This window comes from Brevibacterium salitolerans, from assembly GCF_039531405.1.
GTDB lineage: Bacteria > Actinomycetota > Actinomycetes > Actinomycetales > Brevibacteriaceae > Brevibacterium > Brevibacterium salitolerans.
This window is the reverse complement of sequence record NZ_BAAAPZ010000004.1, coordinates 1-24,406: the sequence shown is the minus strand read 5'-3', so window position 1 is coordinate 24,406 and position 24,406 is coordinate 1. Positions and strand designations below refer to the sequence as shown.

At 68.9% G+C, this 24,406-nt stretch carries 22 protein-coding genes; 13 read left to right on the top strand and 9 right to left on the bottom strand.

Annotated elements, in window-relative coordinates:
• Positions 1-111: 111 nt before the first annotated feature.
• From ABD240_RS05825 to ABD240_RS05805, 5 genes are all read right to left on the bottom strand, one after another.
• A complete protein-coding gene (locus ABD240_RS05825; RefSeq protein WP_291797883.1) occupies positions 112-1,641 on the bottom strand; it encodes a tripartite tricarboxylate transporter permease in 1,530 nt (509 codons plus the stop codon).
• A 1-nt stretch (position 1,642) separates the two neighbouring features.
• Complete coding sequence (locus ABD240_RS05820) at positions 1,643-2,293, bottom strand: tripartite tricarboxylate transporter TctB family protein (protein WP_344336117.1); 651 nt, start codon at positions 2,291-2,293, stop codon at positions 1,643-1,645.
• A complete protein-coding gene (locus ABD240_RS05815) occupies positions 2,290-3,288 on the bottom strand; it encodes a Bug family tripartite tricarboxylate transporter substrate binding protein (protein ID WP_344336114.1) in 999 nt (332 codons plus the stop codon). Before ABD240_RS05815 ends, ABD240_RS05820 begins: the two co-directional genes overlap by 4 nt.
• Positions 3,289-3,597: 309 nt before the next feature.
• Entirely contained in the window at positions 3,598-4,917 is a 1,320-nt protein-coding gene (locus ABD240_RS05810) for a TM2 domain-containing protein (RefSeq protein ID WP_344336111.1), read from the bottom strand.
• A 268-nt stretch (positions 4,918-5,185) separates the two neighbouring features.
• The gene (locus ABD240_RS05805) at positions 5,186-6,607 is read right to left on the bottom strand and encodes a TM2 domain-containing protein (RefSeq protein ID WP_344336108.1); all 1,422 of its coding nucleotides are present in this window, start codon (positions 6,605-6,607) and stop codon (positions 5,186-5,188) included.
• 365 nt (positions 6,608-6,972) lie between these two features.
• Between ABD240_RS05805 and ABD240_RS05800 the strand changes: the two genes are divergently transcribed.
• The 4 genes from ABD240_RS05800 (at position 6,973) to ABD240_RS05785 (ending at position 10,364) form a co-directional block, all read left to right on the top strand.
• Positions 6,973-7,299, top strand: coding sequence for a hypothetical protein (locus tag ABD240_RS05800; protein ID WP_291794764.1), 327 nt, complete (start codon positions 6,973-6,975; stop codon positions 7,297-7,299).
• Positions 7,300-7,306: 7 nt separating this feature from the next.
• Complete coding sequence (locus ABD240_RS05795; RefSeq protein ID WP_344336105.1) at positions 7,307-7,921, top strand: class I SAM-dependent methyltransferase; 615 nt, start codon at positions 7,307-7,309, stop codon at positions 7,919-7,921.
• A 305-nt stretch (positions 7,922-8,226) separates the two neighbouring features.
• Positions 8,227-9,045, top strand: a complete 819-nt coding sequence (locus tag ABD240_RS05790) for a carboxymuconolactone decarboxylase family protein (RefSeq protein WP_291794763.1) — start codon at positions 8,227-8,229, stop codon at positions 9,043-9,045.
• The gene (locus ABD240_RS05785) at positions 9,042-10,364 is read left to right on the top strand and encodes a type 2 periplasmic-binding domain-containing protein (protein ID WP_344336100.1); all 1,323 of its coding nucleotides are present in this window, start codon (positions 9,042-9,044) and stop codon (positions 10,362-10,364) included. Before ABD240_RS05790 ends, ABD240_RS05785 begins: the two co-directional genes overlap by 4 nt.
• A 107-nt stretch (positions 10,365-10,471) precedes the next feature.
• On the opposite strand, the gene ABD240_RS05780 is transcribed toward ABD240_RS05785, so the two are convergent.
• From ABD240_RS05780 to ABD240_RS05765, 4 genes are all read right to left on the bottom strand, one after another.
• Entirely contained in the window at positions 10,472-11,245 is a 774-nt protein-coding gene (locus tag ABD240_RS05780; RefSeq protein WP_291791589.1) for an SDR family oxidoreductase, read from the bottom strand.
• Positions 11,242-12,762, bottom strand: coding sequence for a TRAP transporter large permease (locus tag ABD240_RS05775; RefSeq protein ID WP_344336096.1), 1,521 nt, complete (start codon positions 12,760-12,762; stop codon positions 11,242-11,244). Before ABD240_RS05775 ends, ABD240_RS05780 begins: the two co-directional genes overlap by 4 nt.
• A gap of 13 nt (positions 12,763-12,775) precedes the next feature.
• Positions 12,776-13,282 carry a TRAP transporter small permease gene (locus tag ABD240_RS05770; protein WP_344336093.1) on the bottom strand — a complete coding sequence of 169 codons (507 nt, stop codon included), beginning with the start codon at positions 13,280-13,282 and terminating at the stop codon, positions 12,776-12,778.
• Between the two features lie 140 nt (positions 13,283-13,422).
• Entirely contained in the window at positions 13,423-14,205 is a 783-nt protein-coding gene (locus tag ABD240_RS05765; RefSeq protein WP_291791596.1) for an SDR family NAD(P)-dependent oxidoreductase, read from the bottom strand.
• A 223-nt stretch (positions 14,206-14,428) separates the two neighbouring features.
• Between ABD240_RS05765 and ABD240_RS05760 the strand changes: the two genes are divergently transcribed.
• The 9 genes from ABD240_RS05760 (at position 14,429) to ABD240_RS05720 (ending at position 24,161) form a co-directional block, all read left to right on the top strand.
• A complete protein-coding gene (locus tag ABD240_RS05760; RefSeq protein WP_291791599.1) occupies positions 14,429-15,493 on the top strand; it encodes an LLM class flavin-dependent oxidoreductase in 1,065 nt (354 codons plus the stop codon).
• A 40-nt stretch (positions 15,494-15,533) separates the two neighbouring features.
• Positions 15,534-16,775, top strand: a complete 1,242-nt coding sequence (locus ABD240_RS05755; protein ID WP_291791602.1) for an acyl-CoA dehydrogenase family protein — start codon at positions 15,534-15,536, stop codon at positions 16,773-16,775.
• A complete protein-coding gene (locus ABD240_RS05750) occupies positions 16,772-17,644 on the top strand; it encodes an enoyl-CoA hydratase/isomerase family protein (RefSeq protein ID WP_291791605.1) in 873 nt (290 codons plus the stop codon). Before ABD240_RS05755 ends, ABD240_RS05750 begins: the two co-directional genes overlap by 4 nt.
• A 3-nt stretch (positions 17,645-17,647) precedes the next feature.
• Entirely contained in the window at positions 17,648-18,439 is a 792-nt protein-coding gene (locus ABD240_RS05745; RefSeq protein WP_344336087.1) for an enoyl-CoA hydratase/isomerase family protein, read from the top strand.
• A gap of 96 nt (positions 18,440-18,535) precedes the next feature.
• Entirely contained in the window at positions 18,536-19,822 is a 1,287-nt protein-coding gene (gene dctP / locus ABD240_RS05740; protein ID WP_344336084.1) for a TRAP transporter substrate-binding protein DctP, read from the top strand.
• Positions 19,823-19,847: 25 nt separating this feature from the next.
• Entirely contained in the window at positions 19,848-20,813 is a 966-nt protein-coding gene (locus ABD240_RS05735) for a phosphotriesterase family protein (RefSeq protein ID WP_291791616.1), read from the top strand.
• Between the two features lie 13 nt (positions 20,814-20,826).
• The gene (locus ABD240_RS05730) at positions 20,827-21,993 is read left to right on the top strand and encodes a flavin reductase (protein WP_344336081.1); all 1,167 of its coding nucleotides are present in this window, start codon (positions 20,827-20,829) and stop codon (positions 21,991-21,993) included.
• A gap of 66 nt (positions 21,994-22,059) precedes the next feature.
• A complete protein-coding gene (locus ABD240_RS05725) occupies positions 22,060-23,247 on the top strand; it encodes a CaiB/BaiF CoA transferase family protein (RefSeq protein WP_291791622.1) in 1,188 nt (395 codons plus the stop codon).
• A gap of 128 nt (positions 23,248-23,375) precedes the next feature.
• A complete protein-coding gene (locus ABD240_RS05720; RefSeq protein ID WP_344336077.1) occupies positions 23,376-24,161 on the top strand; it encodes a TetR/AcrR family transcriptional regulator in 786 nt (261 codons plus the stop codon).
• The last annotated feature ends 245 nt before the right edge of the window (positions 24,162-24,406 follow it).

Sequence of the window (24,406 nt, the reverse complement as noted above, 5' to 3'; positions counted from 1 at the left end):
CGCTGACCTTCTTCGCATCTGCTGTTTCGCCGCGCTGCACCACGGCAGGACGGCGAAACAGAAGACGGGAACGGATGGGGCATCCGTTCCCGTCTGTCTGTGCGGAGAGACTCAGCCGTCCACGTCCGTCATGACGTTGCCGCGCTCGCGGCGGCGCTGGGCGAGCTTGCCGAACAGCGAGGCGCCCACCACCGCGATCAGGACCAGGTACAGGACGATCGAGATGGGGCTGGACACGAACACCGCGTAGTTCCCGCCGGAGCTCAGCAGCGCATCGCGCAGGCTCGACTCCGCGAGCGGTCCCAGCACCATGCCGATCATCAGCGGTGCGAGCGGGATGTCGAAGCGCCGCATGGCGAAGCCCACCAGGCCGATCCCCACCAGCATGAACACGTCGAACACGCTGTTGGACGTCGCGTAGATGCCCAGCATGCAGAACACCGTGATGCCCGCGTACAGGTACGGCTTGGGAATGAGCAGCAGCTTGGCCCACAGCGGTGCGAACGGCAGGTTGAGGATCAGCAGGACGATCATCGCGATGAAGAAGCTCGCGAGCAGTCCCCACACCAGGTCCGGCGCACGGTCGAACAGCAGCGGCCCCGGCTGCAGGCCGTACTGTTGGAACGCCGCCAGCATGATCGCCGCGGTGGCGGACACGGGCAGGCCCAGGGCGAGCAGCGAGGCCATGGCGGTGCCGGTCGTCGCGTTGCCCGCGGCCTCGGGAGCGGCGAGGCCCCGGATGGCACCGGTGCCGAATTTGTTGCGCCCGCTGCGTTTGTCCAGCCTGCGCTCCAGGCCGTAGGCCATGAAGGTGGGGACCTCGGAGCCTCCCACAGGCACGACGCCGAAGGGCAGGCCGATCCCGGTGCCGCGCAGCCACGCCGGCAGTGCCTCGCGGAACTCCTTCCCGGAGAGGAACGGCCGGCCGGAGCTCTGGATGACCATCGCCCCCGGGTCCCGGCGCAGGCGGGAGGCCACCCGGAACACCTCGCCCAGGGCGAGGACCGCGACCGTGACGGTGACGAGCGAGATGCCGTCGAACAGCTCCGGCACACCGGAGGTGAAGCGCTCGGTGCCGGTGACGGAGTCGATGCCCACCACGGCGATCGCGAGCCCGAGCACCAGGGACGCGAGGCCCTTGAGCACGGAGTCGGAGACCACCGAGGAGGTGGCGACGAAGGCGAAGAGCGCCAGGCCGAAGTACTCGGCGGGGCCGAAGAGCGTGGAGAACGCCGCGAGGGCGGGTGCGAGGAAGACGACGACGGCGCAGGAGATCAGGCCGCCGGTGAACGCACCGATGGCCGCGGTCGCGAGAGCCTGCGGAGCCCGCCCGGACTTCGCCATCCTGTGACCCTCGAACGTCGAGGCGATCGCGGATCCCTGGCCGGGGGTGTTCATGAGGATCGCCATCGTGGAGTCCCCGAAGAGACCGCCGAAGTACACGCCGGCGAACATGATGAAGGCCCCGGCGGGGTCGAGGGCGAAGGTCATGGGCAGCAGCAGCGCCACCGCCATGGACGAGCCCAGTCCGGGCAGCACGCCCACGGCCGTGCCCAGCAGACAGCCGACCATGACCCAGAGGAGATTCATCGGGGTCAGCGCGGTGCCGAACCCGTCGAGGAGTGAGAAGAGCGGTTCCATGTCAGCGGCCTCCCCCGAAGATGAGTCCGCTGGGCAGATCGACCGCCAGCAGGACTCCGAAGATCAGATACACGGCGGACGAGAACAGCAGCGCCATCGAGATGTCGAAGAGGACGCGTGTGGAGCCCATGGACCGTGCGATGCACCAGAACAGGAGCGCGGCGGCGAGGATCCACCCCACCGGGACGAGCAGCACGGCGAAGGCCAGGCAGCCTCCCACGGCCCAGGCCAGACGCGGCCAGTCCGAGTACCAGGAGTGGACGCGCCCCACCTCCTCGGGGTCCGTGAGGGCGGCCATCTCCGGCAGCTGCGGCCGGCGGATGATGTCGACGGCGATGAGCACCGCGATGATGTAGAGCGCGGTGATGATGAGCCCCGGCATGAACTGCGGTCCGGGCTTGTCCGCGTCCTCGGCGACCTTCATCGTCAGCTGGCCCACGAGCATGTAGGTGGCCAGTGCCGCGAGGATGAGCGGGAAGAGCAGACCTGCCCGGCCCGTCCACCAGCCGCGTTCCCGGACCTGCTCCGTGCCGTGGACGGCGATCTCCGCGGCCTGGTCTGGAGTGTGCGCGGAGATGACGGGGCCCGCAGAGCCCGCTCCGGGGCCGTTCCCCGCACCCGAGGCGCCGGTGGGATTCGATGAGGTGTTCACAGTCCCAGCTCCTTGAGGAGGGTGGAGGTCTTCTCCACGTCGTCTGCGATGAAGGCGTCGAGCTCGTCGCCGGTCTCCCAGGCGTCGGCCCAGGCGTTGCGCTCCAGCGCGTCCTGCCATTCCGGCGTCTGGCGCATCTTCTCCAGGAGGGCGAGCTGCTGCTCGAACTCCTCGTCCGTGATGCCGGGGGCGGCGAGCATGCCCCGCCAGTTGGCGAGCTTCACGTCGAGGCCCTGCTCCGTGAAGGTGGGGATCTCCGTGCCTTCGATCCGCTCCGGTCCGGTGATGCCGATGGCCTTCACGCGACCCGCCTCGATCTGGTCGGACACCTCGTTGTAGCCGGTGGAGGCGTACTTCGCCGTGCCGTTGAGCAGGGCCTGGATGGCCTCGCCGCCGCCGGACTTGGGGATGAAGGTGATGTCCTGCGGGTCGATCCCGCCCGCCAGCGCGAGCTCGGCGACGACGAGATGGTCGAGCGATCCCGCCGATCCGCCCGTCCAGGGGGTTCCCTTGGGATCCTGCTTCCACTCAGCGATGAGATCGTCCGCGGTCTCGACGGGGGAGTCTGCGGGGACGATCACCACGTCGTAGTCCTCCGCGATCTTCGCGATGGGCCGGACGTCGTCGTAGCCCACCGGGGAGTCGTTGATGAGGATGCCGCCGGTCATGGCGGAGCCGGTGGCCAGCAGGGTGTCGGAGCGGCCGTTCATGGTGGTGAAGCGGCCGAGCCCGATCGTGCCGCCGGCGCCGGGGATGTTGACGACCTGGGCGTTGCCCACGAGGCCGCCCTGGCGGAGGGCCTGCTGCTGCTCGCGGACGAAACCGTCCCAGCCGCCGCCCGGGCTCGCAGGGGCGATGAGCGTGAGGTTGGCGGAGATGTCCGGCGGTGCGGATGCCTTCCTGACGGAGACGACCATGGCCGCGACGACGGCCAGAGCCGTGATGATCGCGTAGATCGTCATCGCCGTTCTCCGCACACCTTTCGATGCACTCATGATGAACTGCTTCCTTGATTCATTGGGGTTGGAGAGCGCAGCGGTTCACAGGAGGTCTCCACGGTGAGACTCAGCTGCCCGGAGGGCGACCATTCATCGGTGAGGAGGACCACGCGGCCCACTGTGCTGGTCAACTGTAGCCTGAACAGTCCCTGAGAACAGGTGTGTGCGGGTGCTGCGTGTCTCGGTGATCCGGGTGCGATGAGGACGGAGGCGGAGAACGGCCGAAGGGTTGCGCCGGAGTGACGGAGGCCGGCCCGCAGTCTCCTGCGGGCCGGCCTCCGGTTCTGCGTCGTCAGTGCGCGCGCATCACTGCGGCGTGATCTCCCAGTCGCCGTCCGTCGTGACGGTCACGAGGCCGGGGCCGGGCTCCAGGTCACCCGTGCCGGACCACGCGGTGCTGGACTCGGACACGACCAGCGTCGGGAAGACCTCGGCGTAGTCGGTCTGGCTGTACTCGGCCACGAACATGCCCATCTCGCCGTCGGTGCTGATGGCGTGCGTGCCGCCGGAACCGTCGTAGAGATAGGAACCGGAACCGGAGCCGGATTCCGGCAGGGTTTCGAGGGTGGACACCGGTGTGATCGTCACCGTCCAGTCGCCCTCGCCGTCGACGTTGAGCGCCGCGACTGGATCGGAGTACTCGGAGGCGATCCAGGCGGCGCTGCTGGTGCTGGGGGTGCCGAAGTCCGTGCTGAGGTAGACGTCCGAGGAGCTCTGGTTGTCCTCGCCGACGCTCTCGAGCATGCCGTAGTCGTAGTCTTCGCTCGGTTCGTAGTCGAAGACGATGACCGCACCCCGGACATCGGCGGGGAAGTCCACCTGTCCGCTCCCGGAGCCCGACTGCTCGACGGTCTCGAAGGTGCCGAAGTTGGCCTCGGCCCATTCCGCCGCGGCGCCGCCGTCCGCACCGGAGTTGGAATCCCCTTCCGCAGACGGACGCTGCGGTGCGCTGCTGCTCGACGAGCCGCCCGTGCTGCCGCCGCCGGAGGCCGCGGCGAAGATGCCGGTGGCGACCATCACGATCGTCATGATGATGCCGAGGATGACCCCCAGGCCCCAGACGATGAAGGTGACGAGGCGGGCCATCTTCTTGTTCTGTTCGTAGCCGGCGAGGGGGCGGCCTTCGGTGTCGCGGGTGGCGCCGAAGAGGGTGCGGATGACGTCGATGAGGGTCCAGATGCCCAGGCCGCCGGCGGTGAGGAGTTTGGCGATGGCGGTGCCGAATTTGCCGAGGTAGAAGCGGTCTGCGCCGAAGGAGCCGAGGAGCCAGCCGAGGAGCCAGGTGGCGATGAAGGTCTTCTGGGATTCGCTGGTGGTGGCAGTGCCGAAGGGGCCGCCCTGTGGGGCGTAGCCGGCGGCCTCGGCCCCGTAGGCCTGCGGAGCGGCGTATGCATCCTGGCCGTAGGCGTCCTGACCGTACTGCGGGCTGCCGTACTGCTCGTTCCCGTAGGGTGCAGAGGCCCCTGCCGGCTGGCCCGTCCCGTAGCCGCCGGGCGCGGAGCCGGATGCCTGGCCGTAGGGGCTCTGCGGGTAGGCCCGCGTGCTGTCGTCTCCGCCACCGGGGCCGTAGGGCAGTCCGGTGTGGGGGTTGATCCCCTGGGGGCCGTAGCCGGGGGGCTGTGACATCGCTGTGCTCCAGATCTGTGTGCGACCGGCGGACGTCGCTGACGCACACTGCCGCAGAGGACCTGGGAAGGCGCCGCTGAGGGCGGGTGCGGAAGTCGCCGGAACCGCGGGTGAGGGGGCTCTCCTGCGGGGTTGTTCCTTACCTCGCAAGTTTGTCACAGGAGCCGCACGCAGTCCTCGGCGCGGTTATCACAATGAACAGATGTGGCCGGGGACGGAAGACGGGGCCCGGGCGGTCTCACCGACCGCGCGGGCCCCGCAGGTCACGTCATTCGAGGGTGAGGGACCAGTCCCCGTCCGCGTCGACGGACATGACGGAGGGGCCGGCGGACACATCCACGGAGCCCGACCAGTCGCCGATCTCGTTGACCAGCAGACCCGTGGAGAGCGCGTCCCCGTACTGCCAGATGATGAAGTTGGACTCGCCGGAGTGCTCCGCCTGCGCCGTGGTGCTCTCCCCGTCGTACAGGTAGACCCCGCTGCCGGTGCCGCTGGCGTCCGGCTCGAGCTCCGGGGCGGAGCTCACGGGCTCGATGGAGACGTCCCAGCTGCCGCCCTCGAGGGAGATCTCCGAGACCTCGGGCATGTAGGTGTCCGCCGCATTGAACATGAGGGTCGTCTCGGAGTTCGGCGGGACGAACTCGATGAGGCCGGAGGTGGTGTCGCCCGCATCGTCGAGGGAGTTGAGGGTGAGTCCGTCGCCTCCGGTGGACACCGTGACGATGGCGCCCGTGACGCCGGAGGGGACCGCCCACGAGTCGTTCCCGGAACCGCTGATCTCCTCCGCCTCGAAGGTGCCGTAGGTGTCGTCGGCCCACTGGGCGAGATCGCTCGCGGCGGGTTCCGCCTCGGTCTCCGCCTCCTCGGTGGCGTCGGGAGTCGGCTCCTCGGCCGCCTCGGTCTCCGCGGGCTCCTCCGCGGCCTGGGAGGTGCTCTCTCCAGTCGGGTTCTCGTATGTCGCGGCACCGGCACCCATGAGCGCGATCGTCACGATGAGCGAGATGATGCCCGCCACGACGCCGATCCCCCAGACGATGAAGGTGACGAGGCGGGCCATCTTCTTGTTCTGTTCGTAGCCGGCGAGGGGGCGGCCTTCGGTGTCGCGGGTGGCGCCGAAGAGGGTGCGGATGACGTCGATGAGGGTCCAGATGCCCAGGCCGCCGGCGGTGAGGAGTTTGGCGATGGCGGTGCCGAATTTGCCGAGGTAGAAGCGGTCTGCGCCGAAGGAGCCGAGGAGCCAGCCGAGGAGCCAGGTGGCGATGAAGGTCTTCTGGGATTCGCTGGTGGTGGCAGTGCCGAAGGGGCCGCCCTGTGGGGCGTAGCCGGCGGCCTCCGCCCCGTAGGGATCCTGGGCGTGCTGCGGGGATCCGTAGGCGTTCTGACCATAGGAGTCCTGGCCGTACTGAGGGGAGCCGTACTGCTGGTTCCCGTACTGGTCGTTGCCGTACTGCGGGCTGCCGTACTGCTCGTTCCCGTAGGGTGCAGAGGCCCCTGCCGGCTGGCCCGTCCCGTAGCCGCCGGGCGCGGAGCCGTAGCCGGGCTGAGCGCCGTAGCCGCCGGGCGCCTGGCCGTAGGGGTCCTGCGGGTAGGCCCGCGTGCCGTCGTCCCCGCCGGAGACGTCACCAGGGCCGTAGGGCAGTCCGGTGTTGGGATTGATCCCCTGGGGGCCGTAGCCGGGGGGCTGTGACATCGCTGTGCTCCAGATCTGTGTGCGACCGGCGGTCCCCACGACTCACACCGCCGCTGCGGACCCGGGGCGTGGTGGAGGGTGCGTGTGCGGAACCCGCCGGAACCGCGGGTGAGGGGGCCTCTCCTGCGGGGGTTGTTCCTTGCCTCGCAAGTCTGACACAGGAGCTGCGCACGGGTCGCGGCGCGGTTATCACAATGAACAGATCTCCTCGGACGCAGATCAGCACCGGGCGGATGAAGGAGATCTGTGAGGCCCTCGCAGCGGCGACGGGGTGCTGATGCCGAGGCGGCCTCTTCTGCAGGGGCAGGCGTGGCTCGGCCCGGCGCGCTGGTCCGATGGGCAGGTCCCGCCGCTAGACTCCGAACATGGCTAAGGACACGATCTTCAAGGACGCAGCAGAAGTCAGCACGGCACCGGTGGTGGCCCTCGGTCTGGTGGGCGGATACCTCACCGCACGGGAGACCCTCATCCGTCCGCTGGGCGGTGCGGTTCTCGCGGCGGCCGGGGCCTACGCCGGCCGCACCTGGCTGAAGAAGCGCGGAGTGCCCACCACCGTGGGCCTGTCCGCCGCGTATGTGCTGGGCTTCGGCCTCTCCCACCCGCTCGCCAAGAAGATCGGTGCGTGGCCGGCAGTCCTCGCGGTCACCGGTGCGGCCGCCGGCGCCTCCTACCTCCTCGTCGACCGGGACTGAGCGCAGCGTGACCGGTGTGGAGCCGCACGGCAATCTGTGGACGGCGGCCGTGGAGCGCGATCCCGCGCACGCGCGGAACTACGCGCGTCGCTGGCGCACCCTGGCGGAGTCCGGGCAGGACATCTACGGAGAGGCGCGATTCGCCGATGCGATGGCGGAGCGTGAGTCGAAGATCCTCGACGCCGGCTGCGGCACCGGGCGGATCGGCGGCTGGCTGGCCCGGCGCGGCCACACGGTGACGGGTGTCGATCTCGATCCGCACCTCATCGACGTGGCGCGCGAGGACTTCCCGGACGTGAGCTGGCAGGTGGGAGATCTGGGGGAGATGGACCTCCGGGAGCCGTGGGGCTCGCAGAAGCTCTTCGACCTGGTGGTCATGGCCGGCAATGTCATGACCTTCGTGGCCACGGACGAGCGTGTGCGGGTGCTCGAACGCATCCGCGCGCACATGTTCGACGATGCGCGCTTCGTCTGCGGATTCGGTGCCGGGCGCGGTTACGGGTTCGAGGAGTTCCTCGCGGACGCCGAATCTGCCGGACTGGGGCTGAGCCTCCGGCTGGGAACCTGGGATCTGCGGCCGCCGTCGGACGACTTCCTGGTGGCGGTGCTGGCGCCGCGCTGAGTTCACCGCACGGATGCGTGTGCAGCCACCCACTTCTATGTGGGTGGCTGCACACGCATCCGGGCACATGTTTCTCGAACGGCAGAGGAACGCGGCGGGGGCTCCGGAAAGCCGCCTCCCCGCCCACGTATGGGCGGGCGTCTCTGTGGATGAGCGGTGTGCCCGCAGAAGGCGGCCGATGCCCGGAAGAAGGACGTGCGGCAGCGGTTGTCGCCCAAAAACTATATAGACATGTCTGTCTATTAACTTCATAATGGGGAGACCACAGGCGCACACGGTGAAGTGGGCGCCGGAGAGGTCTCACCATGGTTCACGCACACCCGGATGAGCTGAGACGGGAGTTCGAGTCCGCCCACGGCCATTGGTCGGAGGAGCTCGACGCCCTGCTGGCCGCGGACCCGCGCTACTTCGCGGCCTATGACCGCCTGCTGCGCGTCACTGCGCACAGGGGCGCGCTCACGGCGCGGGAACGCGAGCTCATCGCCGTCGCGGTCAACGCCCAGGTCACGTATCTGCACCCGGCCGCCACCCAGCTCCACATCGCGCAGGCGCTGCGGGCGGGGGCGAGCGAGGCGGAGGTGATGGAGACCCTGCAGCTCGCAGCGTCCCTGGGCACGCACTCGATGCTGGTGGGGGTGCCCCTTGCCCATGAGGTGTTCGCACGTCTGGGGGTGGCGGAGCAGGTTGCGGATGAGCCCGCCCAGACGCGGCACAGGGCGCTCAAGGAGCGCTTCATCCGGGAGCGTCGGTACTGGTCGCCGGGCTGGGACACGGTCCTCGCCTACACCCCCGAGTACTTCGAGGCGTATCTGGACGTCTCCAGCATCCCCTGGAACCACGGAGAGCTCCCCGACTGGTTCCGGGAGCTCGTCTACGTGGCGATCGACGTCGCCACCACACACCTGTTCACCGCGGGGATCAGCGTGCACACGGAGAAGGCGCTGCAGTACGGCGCAAGCCCGGCGCAGGTGATCGACGTGATGACGATCGCCAGCAGCATCGGCATCGACACCACCCTCATGGGCGCCCGCGCGCTCGTGCGCGCCTCCCGGGTGCGGGGCGAGCGGACCGGGACCGGCCAGGAGGACACGCCTCCGGCAGAAGAGAAGGAAGCCACGACATGACACCACAGTCACGGCCGTCACGACGGCTCGATCACGCCCACGCAGGGCTGCGGGCGGCCGCGCTCCTCGCGGTGCCCCTCCTCACCTTCGCCGGCTGCTCCAAGGCGGACCGCGAGAACGGGGGAGCGGCCTCGGCTGCGGGGGAGGGCGTGCCGGCGGGGGCGAGCATGGAGGAGTACCAGGAGGCTCTCGCGGACGTCGACCCCATCGACCTCACGTTCCAGGTGTCGTCCGCCACCGCGGAATCCACCTCCGGCCAGCGCGATGCCGCGTTCGCCGAATCCATCGAGGAGTGGTCCGGCGGTGCCATCACCGTGGAGGTCATGTACGGCAACTCCGTCGCCCCGCCCGACGACATCGCCGGTGCGCTGGCCGACGGCAGGCTCGATCTGGCGCACTGGCTCACGTCCTACCACGCGGACGAGATGAAGGCCTTCGTGGACGTGCAGAACTCCCTCGTCTCCCTCCCCTCCAGCCCGCTCCAGGGTGAGATCGTCTCGCACCTGGTCGCGCAGGAGGCCTCCTTCGACTCCCCGGAGGTGATGGCCGAGTTCGAGGCCCAGGGAATGACCGTGCTCAACCCGTACAACACCTTCGGCGCGACCGCACTCGCCTGCACGGAGGAGAAGGCGAGCACCTCGGACTTCGCGGACAGTCAGATCAGGGCCAATGCGGCCGCCCAGACGCAGCAGATCGAGGCGCTGGGCGGGTCGAGCGTCTCCCTCCAGCTCGCGGAGACCTACGAGGGGCTGCAGCGCAACGTCATCCAGTGCACCTTCGGCTCGCCCACCTCGATCACCGGGTTCGGCTGGGTGGAGACCGCGGCGAACGTCTACGTGCCGGAGGACAGCAGCTTCGTGTCCGGGCCCGGCAGCATCGTCGCAGGCGCCAGCTGGGAGCAGCTGCCGCTGGCGGCGCAGCAGCTGATCTTCGACCGCATGGTCTCGTACAACCTCGCAGAGCTCGGCAACTCGTTCGTCTCCACACAGGCCCTGGCCGCGGGGGCGCAGGAGCACGGCGGAGGGATGCACTTCCTCGACGCGGAATCGAGTGCGGCGGTGCGAGAGGGCAATGAGAAGATCCTCGAGGGCGTGCGGAGCTCCGAGAACCTCGACGGTGAGCAGCTGCTCGAGGACGTCGGAGCATCCGCGGAGAGGTGGACGGAGATCACCGAGGAGCTCGGCTACGTGGACGAGGGCGACTACCTCGACTTCGCCCAGTGGTATCAGGGCAGCGGCGAGGTGGTGGACACCGAGTACCTCACTCCGCTGATCGACCGCTTCTACGAGGAGGTGCTCGCAGAGCGCCGACCGGGCTGAGGCCGCCTCGGGCCGAGCGCACGGCGGCGGGCCGTCCGGGAGTGCACCAGTGGTGCGGCCCGGCCGGCCCGTCGCTCTGCCCCGGCGTCGCTCTGCCCCGGCCCGGTTCAGAGCAGACCGCGGAGGCTGTTGCCCGCGGTCTCCCCGCCGTCCACCGCGATCGAGGCCCCGTTCGTGAAGCGGGACTCGTCGGAGACGAGGTGCGTGACGAGGTGGGCGATCTCCTCCGGTGCGCCCACCCTGCCGGCCGGGATCTGGCCGATTCCCCGCCGGAGACCTGCCGTGAGCGGGGTGGCGATGCTGCCCGGGTGGATGGAGTTCACGCGCACGCCCTGTTCGCCGAGCTCCAGCGCGGCGGTCTTCGTGAGCCCGTGGACGCCCCACTTGGAGGCGCTGTAGGCGGCGGAGCCCTTGAAGCCCACGAGTCCGGCGATGGAGGAGATGTTGACGATGGACGAGCTGCTCCGCCTGAGCAGCTCCGGCAGCGCCGCCCGCATGCCGAAGAACACCCCGTCCAGGTTCACGGACATCACCCGCCGCCAGTCCTCCGTCGTGGTCTCCCGCACCGTGCCGCTGCCGCCAGTGCCGGCGCAGTTCACCAGCGCGTCGAGCCGGCCGAAACGGTCCACCGCCGCCTCGACGGCACCGGTCCAGGAGTCCGGGACGGTGACGTCGAGCAGGACGAAGCGGGCGCGGGCCCCGCCCAGGGCAGACGCCTGGGCGAGACCCGCCTCCTCGCTGCGGTCCGCGAGGACGACCCGCGCGCCCTCGGCGGCCAGCGCCCGCGCTGAGGCGAGGCCGATGCCCGAGGCCGCCCCGGAGACCAACACGACCTTGCCGGCGACACGGGTGCCGCCGGCCGGATGCGCGTCCGTGCTCATTGCGCCTGCGAGATGCTCGGCAGCCAGAGCGCGAGGTCGGGCCAGGCGATGAGGAGCAGCAGGAAGGCGATGGACAGCGGCAGGAACCACAGCAGGGAGGTGAACACGTCTCCCAGACTGATGCGGACCCCGGTGTTGATCTCCTTGCGCTTGCAGAGGTTGTACACCACGTAGGAGAGCACACCTACGGGCGGCGTGATCATGCCGATCTCCCCGAGCAGCACGATGAAGATGCCGAACCACATGAGATCGACGTCGAACGCGGAGAACGTGGGCAGCAGGATGGGGATCGTCAGCAGCATCATCGCCATGGTGTCGAAGAACATCCCCATGAAGATGTAGAGGACGATGAGCACGCAGAGGAAGGCGAAGCGCGAGAGTCCCAGGCCGGTGATGAAGCCGGTGACGGCCTCGGCGAGCCCGGTGACCGCGAGCATGCGGGTGAGCATCTCCGCGCCGATGAGGATGAAGAAGACGGCGGCGGAGGCCTTGACGGTGTTCACCGCGGCCGCTGTGACCTGCGCCAGCGGCTTGTCGCGCCAGGTGTAGAACACTGCGAGCACCAGGGACATTCCGGCGGCCGCGGCACCTGCTTCGCTGGGGGTGAAGACGCCGGTGAACATGCCGCCGAAGAGCACGAGCATGATGAGCGGGAAGCCCCAGATCTTGGCGAGTGCGTCGAAGCGCTCGCCCCATGTCACCGTCCTGTCCTCGTGGGCCTGCGCATTCCTACCGCGGCCCACGAGCGTGGGGAGGAAGATGCCGATGAAGAGGAACATCAGCGCGTAGGCGAACGCGATGGCGAGACCGGGGACCACCCCGGCGATGAGCTGCGGGCCCACGGGGACGGAGGCGATCCCGGCGTAGACGACCAGGAGGATGCTCGGGGGGATCAGCTGGCCGGGCAGGCCCGCGATGATGATGGTACCCACCGCGACTCGCCTGTCGTATCCGGCTCTGAGCATCTCGGGTATCCCCGCGCGGCCCAGGGCGTACGTCATACCGATCGTCGATCCGGAGACGGACGCGAGCCCGGCACCCGCGGCGGTGGTGCCGATGCCGATGCCGGCCGGGAGCCAGCCGAACCAGAGGTCCGTGGCGCGGTAGAGGCGCTGTGTGAGGCCCGCCTGGGTGAGCAGCAGCCCCATGAAGATGAACAGCGGGAGCACGGTCATCGACCAGGACGACGACGCGGTGAAGGCCGAGGTGGACAGCACATTGGTGAGCGCGAGGGTGCCGCTCACGTAGTAGATGCCGAGCACGCTGGCGAGACCGAGCGCCACGGGGATCGGCATGCCCATGAACATCAGCGAGACCATCAGGGCGATGGCCCAGAGCCCGGACGCCACATCGCTGACCGAGGTGAAGAGGCCGATCGCGCAGGCGAGGCTGATCCCCGCCGAGACGAGGAAGCCCAGGGGCAGCCGTCCCCGCGGTCCGCCCCGCGTGCGCGCACCGGTCCCTGTGGGTGGGGTGGTCTGATTCTCCACGGAGGAGTCGGAGGTGGTCGGAGACATGGAGGAACCCCTCTCAGAGAACTTCTTCTTCGGGGTCGACATTGATCGACCGTCCTGTTCCTGTGTTGATCTCGTCCTCCGGATGTCTGAGCGCGAGCAGCGCGTCCATGACGAAGACGAGCACGCAGAGAGCCATTCCGACCGGCACCAGGTAGTAGAAGGGCCAGACGGGCAGCGAGGTGATCCCCGCCGTGGCGCTCACGGAGGTCTTCTTCAGCGCCTCCTCGAGGCCGTACCAGGCGAGGCCGGCGCACAGCAGTGCGCCGGAGAGGAAGCCTGCGAACTTGAGCAGGGCCAGCGAGCGTGCGCCCATGCGCTCGGTGGCGATGGTGACGACGTAGTGCTCCTTCCACACCTGTGCGCTGGGAATGGCGAAGAGCACGATGATCGGGAGGATCCACTGCGCGGCGATCTCGTTGGCGCCGTGGATGGGGGCTCCGAAGAACGTCCGTCCCAGTGCATGGGAGACGCTGAGCACGATCAGCGCGACGAGTGCGAGCGCGGCGATGCCTGACAGCACCCGCTCAAGGATTCTGACGGTTCTCAACATGGGTGGGACTCGCTTTCTCGAGTGTGCGAGAGGCTGCGCGACGATGCGGTGGACGAGGCTCCGCGGAGCGGACGCGGACGGCGAGTCCGCGGAATCGCGGCCGGGCGGCCTCAGCGGACGAAGGGCGTTCGCGAGGTGAACTCCCCGCGGATCCCGCCGTCGATGCGGATGACCTCTGCGTTGATGTAGGGGTTCTGCGCGATGTGCAGTGCGAGCGCGGCGAACTCCTCCGGCCGGCCCACGCGGGCGGGAAAGGGCACATGGCGGGTGAGCTTGGGTGTGCCGTCCAGGATGGGGGTGTCGAAGAGCCCCGGCGCGATCGAGGCGACGCGGATGCCGAAAGCCCCCATCTCGCGGGCGAGCGGCAGCGTCATGCCGATGATCCCGGCCTTCGAGGCCGAATAGGCGGACTGCCCGGCCTTGCCGTCCGTGGCCGCGCCGGAGGAGGTGAGGACGATGAAGCCCCTCTCCTCACCCGCGGGCACCTCGCGGGCGGCCATGGCCGCAGCGGCGTGGCGGACCATGACGAACGATCCGAGGAGGTTCACGCGCAGGGTGCGCTCGACAGCCCCGAGGTTGTCCGCCGGCCGCCCGCTTTCGGGGTCGAGCAGGTGACCCGGCTGTGCGGGACCGAACTCCGCGATCCCGGCGCAGTGCACCAGGCCGACGACCTCGTGCGAGGCTGCCGCCTCCGCCACTGCCCGGGCCACCGCCGCGTCGTCGGTGACGTCGACACGCGCGGGGAAGAACGGTTCTCCGCGCTCCGCGGAGGGCTGCTGTTCCGTCCGGTCGAAGCCGTGGACCGCGAACCCGGCGTCCAGGAACGCGCGTGCGGCGGCGGCGCCGAGGCCGCTGCCCGTGCCGGTGACGACGACTGCTCTGCTGTGCTCCATCTTCACTCCTCGCTGAGTGCAGGTCCCCGTGGGGAGGGCCGATCCCGGACGAAACTATACACACCTATATCACTGCGGTGTCCAGATCTCAGACGAGATGATTTTGAAGCCCGCTATTGCGCGCCCAGCCAAGCAGATGCAAGATGTATATAAGCTTGTATAGAAACAAGTCTGAACCTGAAGCCGTGCGCCCGCGCGGCAGCGACTGACAACGGAGGTAACAGTGAGCCACGACCAGCTGCACTTCGGCATCTTCTGCCTGACCAACGTGCCGGACTGGACCACGGAGCGCGAGGCCGTCCACAAGAACCTCGAGCAGATCCGCCTCGCGGACGAACTGGGCTTCGAGGAGGCCTGGGTCGCGGAGCACAACGCCCGTCAGTACGGCATCATCTCCTCCTCGCAGGTGCTGCTCGCGGCCTGCGCCGGCACCACGCAGAACATCCGCCTGGGCTCCGGCGTCACCCGCCTGCCCATGAACCACCCGCTCAAGCTCGCGGAGGACTTCTCGCTCCTCGACGTGATCAGCGACGGCCGCCTGAATTTCGGCATCGGCAAGGCCTACGACCTGCTCGAGTTCCAGGCCTACGACATCGACCCGGACGAGCGCGACGAGCGCTACCAGGAGACCTTCGACATCATCATGGAGGGCTGGCGCACCGGGAAGATCAGCTACAAGGGCAAGCACTTCCAGGTCCCGGGACGGGGCGAGCAGGCCACGGAGATCCAGCTCATGCCGATGCCGCTGCAGAAGCCGCACCCGCCGGTCTTCGTGATGGTCTCGCAGACGGAGGCCTCTCTGCGCGCCGCCGCCCGTCAGGGCTTCGCCTTCGTGATGGGCCAGCTGCCCACGTGGGAGGACATGGCCCGTCTGGTCGGCATCTACCGCGAGGAGGCGCGCGACGCCGGCCGCAGCTATGACGAGATCGACGAGCTCGTCGCCCGTTCCTCGCAGCTCAAGGCGATCCATGTCTCCGATGACCGGGCCACCGCCGCACAGGAGTACGAGCAGGGCCTCATGTGGTACCTCAGCATCCTCAGCAACCGGGCGAAGGTGGGCCTGGGCCTCAACGAGCTGAGCTTCCAGGACTACCTCGACAAGGGGGCCATCATCCTGGGCTCCTCCGACGACGTCGCGCAGCAGCTCGAGGACTACAAGTTGGTCACCGGGATCGGAGGCCTCGTGGGCTGGTTCGACGCAGGCAGCCAGCCGCAGCAGCAGGTGCTGCGCTCCATGACCAAGTTCGCACGGGAAGTGCGTCCGCAGCTCACCGGCGCCGCGTCCTGACGTGGCCGCGCATCTGACACAGCACACGAAGAGGTCACGGATGGCAGACAGGACAGTGACAGAGGCCCAGGAGCACCGGGAGATCATCGAGGCCCTCTTCGGCTTCGTGGACAAGGCCGTCGCACCCATCGAAGAGGAGCACGCCGAACTCCTGGCGGACGAGACCCGGGTCTTCGACGAACGGGGCCTCATGTCCCCGGAGTACCAGGACATCAGCAGGCAGGTGCGGGAGCTCTCCGCGGAGGCCGGCTTCTACTCGCTCTACGGTGCGGAGGAGCTGGGCGGGGGCAACCTCTCCGCAGCCGGCATCGTCGCGATCCAGGAGGCCATGCACCACCGGTACGGGCCCAACCGCTCGGTCGTGCACGAATCCGTCATCCCCTCGCCGTTCACGAACGGCCTGTCCCCGCTCCTGCTCGAGCTGGACGAGGGACTGCGCGAGGAGAAGCTCGAGGCGATCGCGGCAGGCACCGCGACGCTCTGCTTCGCGCTCTCCGAGCCGGACGCCGGATCGGACGTCTTCAACCTCAAGACGAGGGCGAGCGCGGTGGACGGAGGCTGGGTCCTCAACGGCCAGAAGCAGTGGATCTCCAACGCCGCACACGCGAGCCACGCCTTCGTCTTCGCGGTCACGGACCCCGAGGCGTTCAAGGCGCGCACCGGGGGCATCACCTGCTTCTTCGTCGACACGGACGCGGAGGGGTTCTCCGTGGACACGGGCATCCCCATGATGGGCAACCGGGGCTCCAACGCCACGATCATCTCCCTCACGGACGTGCACGTGACGCCGCGGCAGATCGTGGGGGAGGAGGGGAAGGCGCTCAAGCTCGCACTGGGCGGCATCAGCCGTGGCCGCCTCACGATGTCCGCCACGTGCGTGGGGCTCGCCCGCTGGGCGCTGGACATGTCCCTCGAGTACGCGAACACCCGCAGGACGTTCGGCAGGACGATCGGCGAGCACCAGATGGTGCAGGCCAAGCTCGCGGAGATGGCGATGGAGATCTATCTCTGCAAGTCCGCCGTGCTGCGCACCGCGGAGATGGTGGACGCGGGGGAGGCCTCCGTCAAGGAGACCTCGATCATCAAGGCCCGCTGTACGGAGATGGTCGGCCGGGTCCTCGACGAGGCGATCCAGATCCACGGCGGCCTCGGGCTCACGAACGAGCTGGGGCTGGAGGCGGGATACCGCTTCGCACGGATGCTGCGCATCCCCGACGGCACCTCGGAGATCCAGCGCCGGACGATCGCCAGGCGCATGCTGGCGGGGGATTCGACGCTGTGAGCGGGGCGGAGCGGACCGGCGCTGACCGGCACGACCCCACCGCTTCCCGGGACGGCGCCGTTCGCGGCGGGGCGGGGGCTGACTTCGCCGTGCTCGAGGTGGTGGAGCGGGAGCTCCGGGACGGCGTCCTGTACGTGCGGATGAACCGGCCCGAGGCCAAGAACGCGCTGAGCGTCGAGCTGCGGGCGGATCTGCGCACGGCCTTCCTCGAGGCGCACGACGATCCCCGGGTGCGCTGCCTGGTGCTCACCGGCAGCGGCGGCAGCTTCTCCGCGGGGGGCGATGTGAAGAGGATGGGCGGTCCGTCCACACCTGCGCACAACGCCGGCCGGATCGCCCTCGGCCGCGAGCTCGCGGAACTGCTGCGCGGGGTGCGCAAGCCCACCCTCGCCGCCGTGGAGGGCCACGCCGTCGGAGCGGGATTCGGTCTCGCCCTCGCGACGGACATGATCCTCGTCAGCGAGAGCGCACGGTTCCAGTACGGCTTCATCAAGCGCGGACTCGCCCCGGACAGCTCCGTCCCCTACCTGCTCGGCCAGCAGATCGGCACCCGCACCGCGATGTACTACGGCATGACCGGAGAGGTGATCGACGCGGCCCGTGCGATGGAGCTGGGCATCGCGGTGAGGTCCTTCGCCCCGGAGGAGTTCGCGGACGGGGTCCACGCCTTCGCCCGCTCGATGGCGGAGGGGCCCACCCAGGCGCTCTTCGCCACGCGCAAGGCGGTGCAGGCCGCCGCGGATCTCAGCTTCGCCCAGACCTGGGACTTCGAGTCGTTCGCCTCCGCGGTGACCTCGACGACCCAGGACCACAAGAACTCCGTCGCCGCCTTCAAGGCGAAGACGCCAGTCCGATTCCAAGGAGAATGACCGATGCCCCTCGTCTCGACGGAGCGCTTCGAAGCGGAGCGCTATGCGACGGTGACCCTCGACCGTCCGGAGAAGCTCAACGCATTCAACGACGAGCTGCTGGACGACCTCTTCAGCGCACTGGACGCGCTGGCGAAGGACGACGCCGTCTCGTCCGTGATCATCCGCGGCAGCGGCGGCAACTTCAGCGCCGGCTACGACGTGGTCTCCGGGTACGCCTCTGCCAGCGCCTATGCGGACTGGCGGAACCTGCAGGAGAAGATCGACCTGTGGGAGCGCATCTGGAAGTATCCCAAGCCGCTCATCGCCGCGGTCGAGGGGCACTGCCTGGGCGGGGCGACCATGCTGGTGGCCTGCTGCGACCTGGTGGTCGTGTCCGAGACCGCCAACATCGGCTGGCCCTCCATCCCGCTCGGCGGCGGTCTGCTGAGCACGGTGTCGCTGTGGCACATCGGCATGCGCAAGGCCAAGGAGCTGAGCTACATCGCCGGCAACGGCATGACCGGGGTGGAGGCCACCCAGCTGGGCTGGGCCAACCAGGCGGTTCCGGCGGAGGAGACGACCGAGGCCGCCGCGACGCTGGCGCGCCGGGTGGGCAGGACGCCGCTGGACCTGCTCTACCTGAAGAAGAACGCGCTCAACAGGGTGTTCGACCGGCAGGGCTTCACGGAGGCGCTGCGGGCGGGCGCGGAATGGGACTCGATCTCGCACACGGCGGAGTCGATCGATGCGGTGAAGGCGCAGATGGCGGAGCTCGGCCTCAAGGGCGCCATCAGGCACTTCAGCGGTGACTGAGGTGAGCGGCGGCACCCGCCGCCGCAGCGAGGACGCCGCAGCGGCAGGCACCGCGCACGGCATGAGGACACGGACAGATACAAAGGGGTATTCGTGATGAGGACAGGACATATGAGGCTGGCCGCCGTGCCCGTGGCGCTGGCGGCGGTCGTGGCGATGACGGGCTGTTCCAAGGCGGACAGCGGCGGAGGCGGCAGTGCGGGAGGCGAGGGCGTCGCCGCGGACGCGACGATCGAGGAGTACCGGGCGGCGTTCGAGGACGTCGATCCCATCGACCTGAACTTCCAGGTGGCCTCCCCCAACCCGGAGGCGCACGCGTCTCTCCGCGATCGTGAGTTCGCGGAGTCGCTCGAGGAGTGGTCCGGTGGGAAGATCACCGTCAACATCCACTACGCGGGATCGGTGGCCGCGCCCACGGAGGTGCCGGCGGCGCTCACGGACGGGCGCCTCGACATGGCCCACTACTACACCACCTATGAGCCGCAGGAGATGCCCGGCTTCGTGGACATGACGACCTCCATGGTGCAGGCTCCCTCCACACCGCTGGTGGGCGAGATCGTCAGCCACGCTGCCCTCCAGGAGGTCTCCTTCAACACCCCGGAGATCATGGAGGAGTTCACGAGCCGCGGCATGCACGTCATCAACCCGGCCAATCCCAACGGCAACATCTCGATGGTGTGCGCGGATGAGCGGAGCACGCCCGCGGATTTCGAGGGCGCGCAGATCCGCGGCAACGCGGCCTCCCACAAGGTGCAGGTGGAGGCGCTGGGCGGCACCATCACCTCGGTCGAGCTGGCCGAGGGCTATGAGGCCTTCCAGCGCGGCATCCTCGACTGCTCGCTGCAGTCCCCGGCCACGGCGCTGGCCGTGGGCTGGCTCGAGGTCGCGCCCCACGTGTACTTCCCGCAGGAGCAGAGCTTCGCCCCGGGCCCGGGATCCCTGGTGGCCGGCGCCAAGTGGGAGCAGCTGCCGCTCGTGGCGCAGCAGCTGATCTTCGACCGTCAGCGCGAGTACACCAGCGCCGAGTTCTTCAACGCCCTGGAATCGGTGCGGGAGACCTCGGACGCGGCGTCGGCGGCCGGAGGCAGCGCGCAGTACCTGGACGCGGAGTCCGAGGTGGCGCTGACCTCCGCCAACGAGGGCCTGGTCAAGGGCCTGGAGGAGTCCGAGAACCTCGACGGCGCCGCGCTCAACACGGCGGTGAAGGAGAGCATCGACAAGTGGACGGGCATCTCCGAGGAGCTCGGCTACACGGACGAGGGTGGTTTCGAGGACTTCGCCTCCTGGTACAAGGGGAGCGAGGACTTCGAGGACCGGGAGTACCTGCAGGCGATCTCGGACCGGATGTTCGACGAGATCATCCTCCCCCACCGCCCCAGCTGACCACGCGATCCAGGAGGACGCTGACATGATCCCCACCCTCACCGGCACGGTCGCCGCTGCGGAGCTCGGCCGCACCCTCATGCACGAGCACGTGTTCGTGCTCAACGCGGAGCTCGTGCTCAACTACCCCGAGCTCTTCCCCGTGGAGGAGATGGTCGCGCGGGCGGTGACCGTGCTGGAGGGGGTGAAGGCCACCGGGATCGACACCTTCGTGGACCTGTCCGTGATGGGCACGGGCCGCAACGTGCCGGTGCTCAAGCGGATCGCCGAGCAGGTGGACCTCAGCATCCTCGTCGCGACGGGGTGGTACACCTACCACGAGGCGCCCGTGTTCGCCCAGCTCAACGGGCCGGGCAGGCTCTTCGACGGGCCGGACCCGCTCACGGAGATGTTCGTCCGGGACATCCGCGTCGGCATCAGCGACACGGGAGTGCGGGCCGCCGTCCTCAAGTGCTCCGCAGACCGGTACGGCATGACCGAGGGCGTCCGGACCGTCATGCAGGCGGTCGCGGACGCCCACCTGGAGACGGGTGCTCCCATCTTCACGCATTCGGACACCGGGAACGGCACGGGGCTCGCGCAGCAGGACTACTTCGAGTCACGGGGCATCGACCTGTCCGGTGTGGTCATCGGACATGTGGGGGACACCACGGACATCGACCTCCTGCGGCGCATCGCGGACCGCGGCTCCGTGCTGGGCATGGACCGGTTCGGCCTCGAGTCGAGGCTGCCCTACGCCCAGCGCATCGACACCGTGGTCCGCATGTGCGCTCTCGGCTATGCCGACCGCATGGTGCTCTCCACCGATTCCTCCGTGTTCAGCATGAACTTCCCGGACGAGCACCGGCGGACGGATCTGCCGCTGTGGGATGCGCGGGCGATCATGTCCAGTGTGGTCCCCGACCTCCTGGCGCGCGGTGTGTCCGAGGCGGAGATCGAAACGATGATGACGGGCAACGCGGCCCGGATCCTGGCCGCCGGCCGGAAGTGAAAGGACGAATGTGATGAGTGCTTTTGACAGTGACGAGTTCCGCCGGGTGCTGGGATCGTTCCCCACCGGCGTCGTGGTGATCACGGCGGCTGACCCGGACGGCGGTGCGCTGGCCATGACGGTGGGCTCCTTCGTCTCCGTCTCCCTCGACCCGCCGCTGGTGGGCTTCCTCCCGCAGAAGACCTCCTCCTCCTGGGCCGCGCTGCGGGCCAGCGGGACGAAGTTCGGCGTCAACATCCTCGGGAACACCCAGGAGGACGTCTGCCGCGCGGTGGCGAAGCGCAAGACGGACAAGCTCGACGGCTTCGACTGGTCCCCGTCCGCGCACGGGAACCCGCGGCTCGCGGACGCGATCGGCTTCATCGACTGCGAGACGCAGGACGTGTTCGACGGCGGCGACCACGACATCGTGGTGGGCCGGGTGGAGGCGCTCGAGACCCTGCGCTCCCACCTGCCGCTGCTGTTCTTCCGGGGCGGCTACGGTTCCTTCAGGCCGGGGTCCATGACGCTGGGAGCCGGCATCTCCTCCGCCCGCGTGGCGCAGCTCGACCTCATCCGCCCGCACATGGAGCGGCTGGCGGCGGACCTCTCCACGGAGGTCACGGCGATGTGCATGGTCGACGAGGACATGGTCACCGTCGCGGCCGCGGGCACGGACAAGCGCTCCACCCGCGTCACCAGGGTGGGCCGGCACGTCCCCTTCATGCCGCCCATCGGCGGCGTGTTCGCCGCCTTCGGCGGTCCGGAGATGGAGTCGCGCTGGATGTCGCAGGTGCACGACGACGCCGACCACGTCGCCCGCGACAACTTCGAACGGGGCCTCGAGCGGGTGCGCAGCTCCGGCTACGCCTACGGCATCGGCCACGAGACCGGGCTCGCCATCGAGATCGCCTCGGCCTCCGCCGGACACTCGCCCGCCGCGGAGAACCGCCGCGAGCTCTCCGCGGCGATCAACGCGGCCTCGGCGCACTTCAACAACACGACGGTGGAGAAGGCGGGGGAGTACGAGTTCCACTCGGCCACCGCTCCCGTGTTCGACAGGGACGGGACCTGCGTGTTCTCGCTGACGGTCTGGGGTCCGGACGGCCTCAGCCGCGGCACGGACGTGCTCGCGGTGTTCGACAAGCTCACCCGTGTGGCGGAGACCTGCACCTCCGAACTGCGTCATGCCGCGGTCTGAGGGGCGCACCGCCGCGCTCCTCGCCGCGCGCCGTCCATCCGAACGTCCTCGAAGAAGCGGAACCCCATGCTCACGTCCTTCGCAGATCTGACCGTCATCGAACTCGCGCACATCTACAACGGCCCGTACTGCGGACTCATGTTCGCCCACCTGGGTGCGGAGGTCGTGAAGGTCGAACCGCCGGCCGGCGAGAAGCTGCGCGGGCGGGCGCGGGACGACGCGGACCCGCAGGAGTTCATCATGCTGAACTCCAACAAGAAGAGCGTCGCCCTCGATCTCAAGAGCGAGGCCGGGCGTGAGGCCCTGCTGAAGCTCGTGGACTCCGCGGACGTGCTCATCGAGAACTACGCCCCGGGTGCGCTGGAGCGGCTCGGGCTGGCCCCGGACGCCCTGCTGGAGCGGAATCCGCGACTGGTGGTGGCCTCGGGCAAGGGCTACGGCTCCTCCGGTCCGTACGCGGAGCTGCCCGCCATGGACCTCACCGTGCAGGCGATGTCCGGTGCGATCGCGACGACCGGGTTCCCGGACGGGGCGCCGGTGAAGGCGGGACCGGCGTTCACGGACTTCTCCGGCGGCATCCACCTGTTCGGGGCGGCGATGGCCGCGCTGTACGACCGTGAGCGCACGGGGGCCGGCCGCGTCGTGGAGGTGTCGATGCACGACACGATCTACCCCATGCTCACCTCTGCGCTCAGCGGTCTCTACAACTATCCGGACCGCGAGCTGCCGCAGCGCACGGGCAACCGCCATTCGGGCCTGGCGATGGCTCCGTACAACGTCTACCGGGCGGCGGACGGCTGGCTCGCGATCATCAGTGCCGCCGAGGCCCACTGGCAGGGGGTGTGCCGCGCGCTGGGGCTCGAAGCGCTGCTGGAGGATCCGCGATTCACCACGGTGTACGAGCGCGCCGTGCACATGGATGCCCTCGACGCAGCGGTCACCGAGGTCACCTCGACCCTCACCCGGGACGAGATCACCCGACGGCTGGGGGCGCACAAGGTGCCGTCCGCGCCGGTGAAGGAGCTGAAGGAGGTGGATGAGGACCCGCATCTGCTCGCTCGCGGGATGATCCGGTACGTGGACCACCCCAAGAACGGCCGGGTGCCCACCGTGGGCAATCCGCTGCGCATGTCCCCGGACTGCGGGACGGAGCCGCTCACCCCGGCACCCGCAGTCGGTGCGGACCAGGTGGAGGTGCTCGTGCGGCTCGCCGGTCTGTCCGCGGAAGAGGCGGAGAGCCTGCTGGGCCGATGAGCGGGCTCACGGAGGACATGCACGGGAGAAGGAGAGAGGAGGTGTCGAACACAGAGCCGTCGATTCCGCACAGCGAAGTTCATGTGCCGGAAATGGCGACACGTGGACAGGGGCGACACAATCGGAGGATGAACCAAGCACTCGGGAAGTTCCCTGCGGCGGTCGATGCGGACATCGAGGACGTGCGCTTCGCACTCAGCGTGTGGAGCGGAGTCTCCGATCCCGCGGAGCCCAAGAACAAGCGGGGGATGCGGACTCGTCAGCACCTGCTCGATGCGGGGACCCGAGCGCTGATCCGGCACGGCTACGTCGACTGCGCGGTCGAGGACGTCCTCCAGGAGGCCGATGTGTCCCGCGGCACCTTCTACGCGCATTTCAAGAGCAAGAAGGCCCTGTTCGCGGCGATCATCGAGCGCTCCATCGCCTCTCGTCTCACCAGTACGGATGTGAGCGAGATGGACGTCCCCCTGATCCGGGACCGGATCGAGGCATCGGTGCGGAAGTTCCTCGATTCGTTCCATCAGACCCTGGGTCTGTCGCTGGTGATCGAGCAGGTTGCGCATCACGACGAGAGCTTCCGCCGGGTGCGGCTGCTCATCCGCGACAGCTTCGCCCGGAGGATCGCGAAGGGCATCCGGAGACAGCAGGCGCAGGGCTCCGCCGATCCGGAGGTCGATCCTGCCGAGGCAGCGCTCGCCATCGTGTCGATGATGAGCTACTACGCCCAGACGGAACTGGGGTGGCGCGGCCGGCAGCCCAGCGAGGAGATGGTCGACCTGCTCACCCGTTTCTGGGTGAAGGGCATCTCCCTCCGGGAGGACGCGCCGGTCCGCGGGCAGGACGCAGGGACCGGTCGGACGCAGACGGCGGCACAGGGACAGGGATCGGGCGCATCGAGCACGGCTGCGGAGTGAGTCCCCGCGTCCTGCGTCAGAGGAGCGCAGCCGGGCTGGGTGCGGTCGTGTCGAGGACAGCCGTGTCGAGGACGGTCGTGTCGAAAGAGCAGGACAGTCGCGTGAACGGGCTGTCGAATGAGTACGTCAGCTGAGTGAGTACGTCAGCTGGATGAGCACAACAGAGTTGGATGAGCACAGAGGAGTGCAGTGATGTCGTTGTATCAGATTCTCAACCCTGCGACCGGTGAGGTCGTCGAGGAATA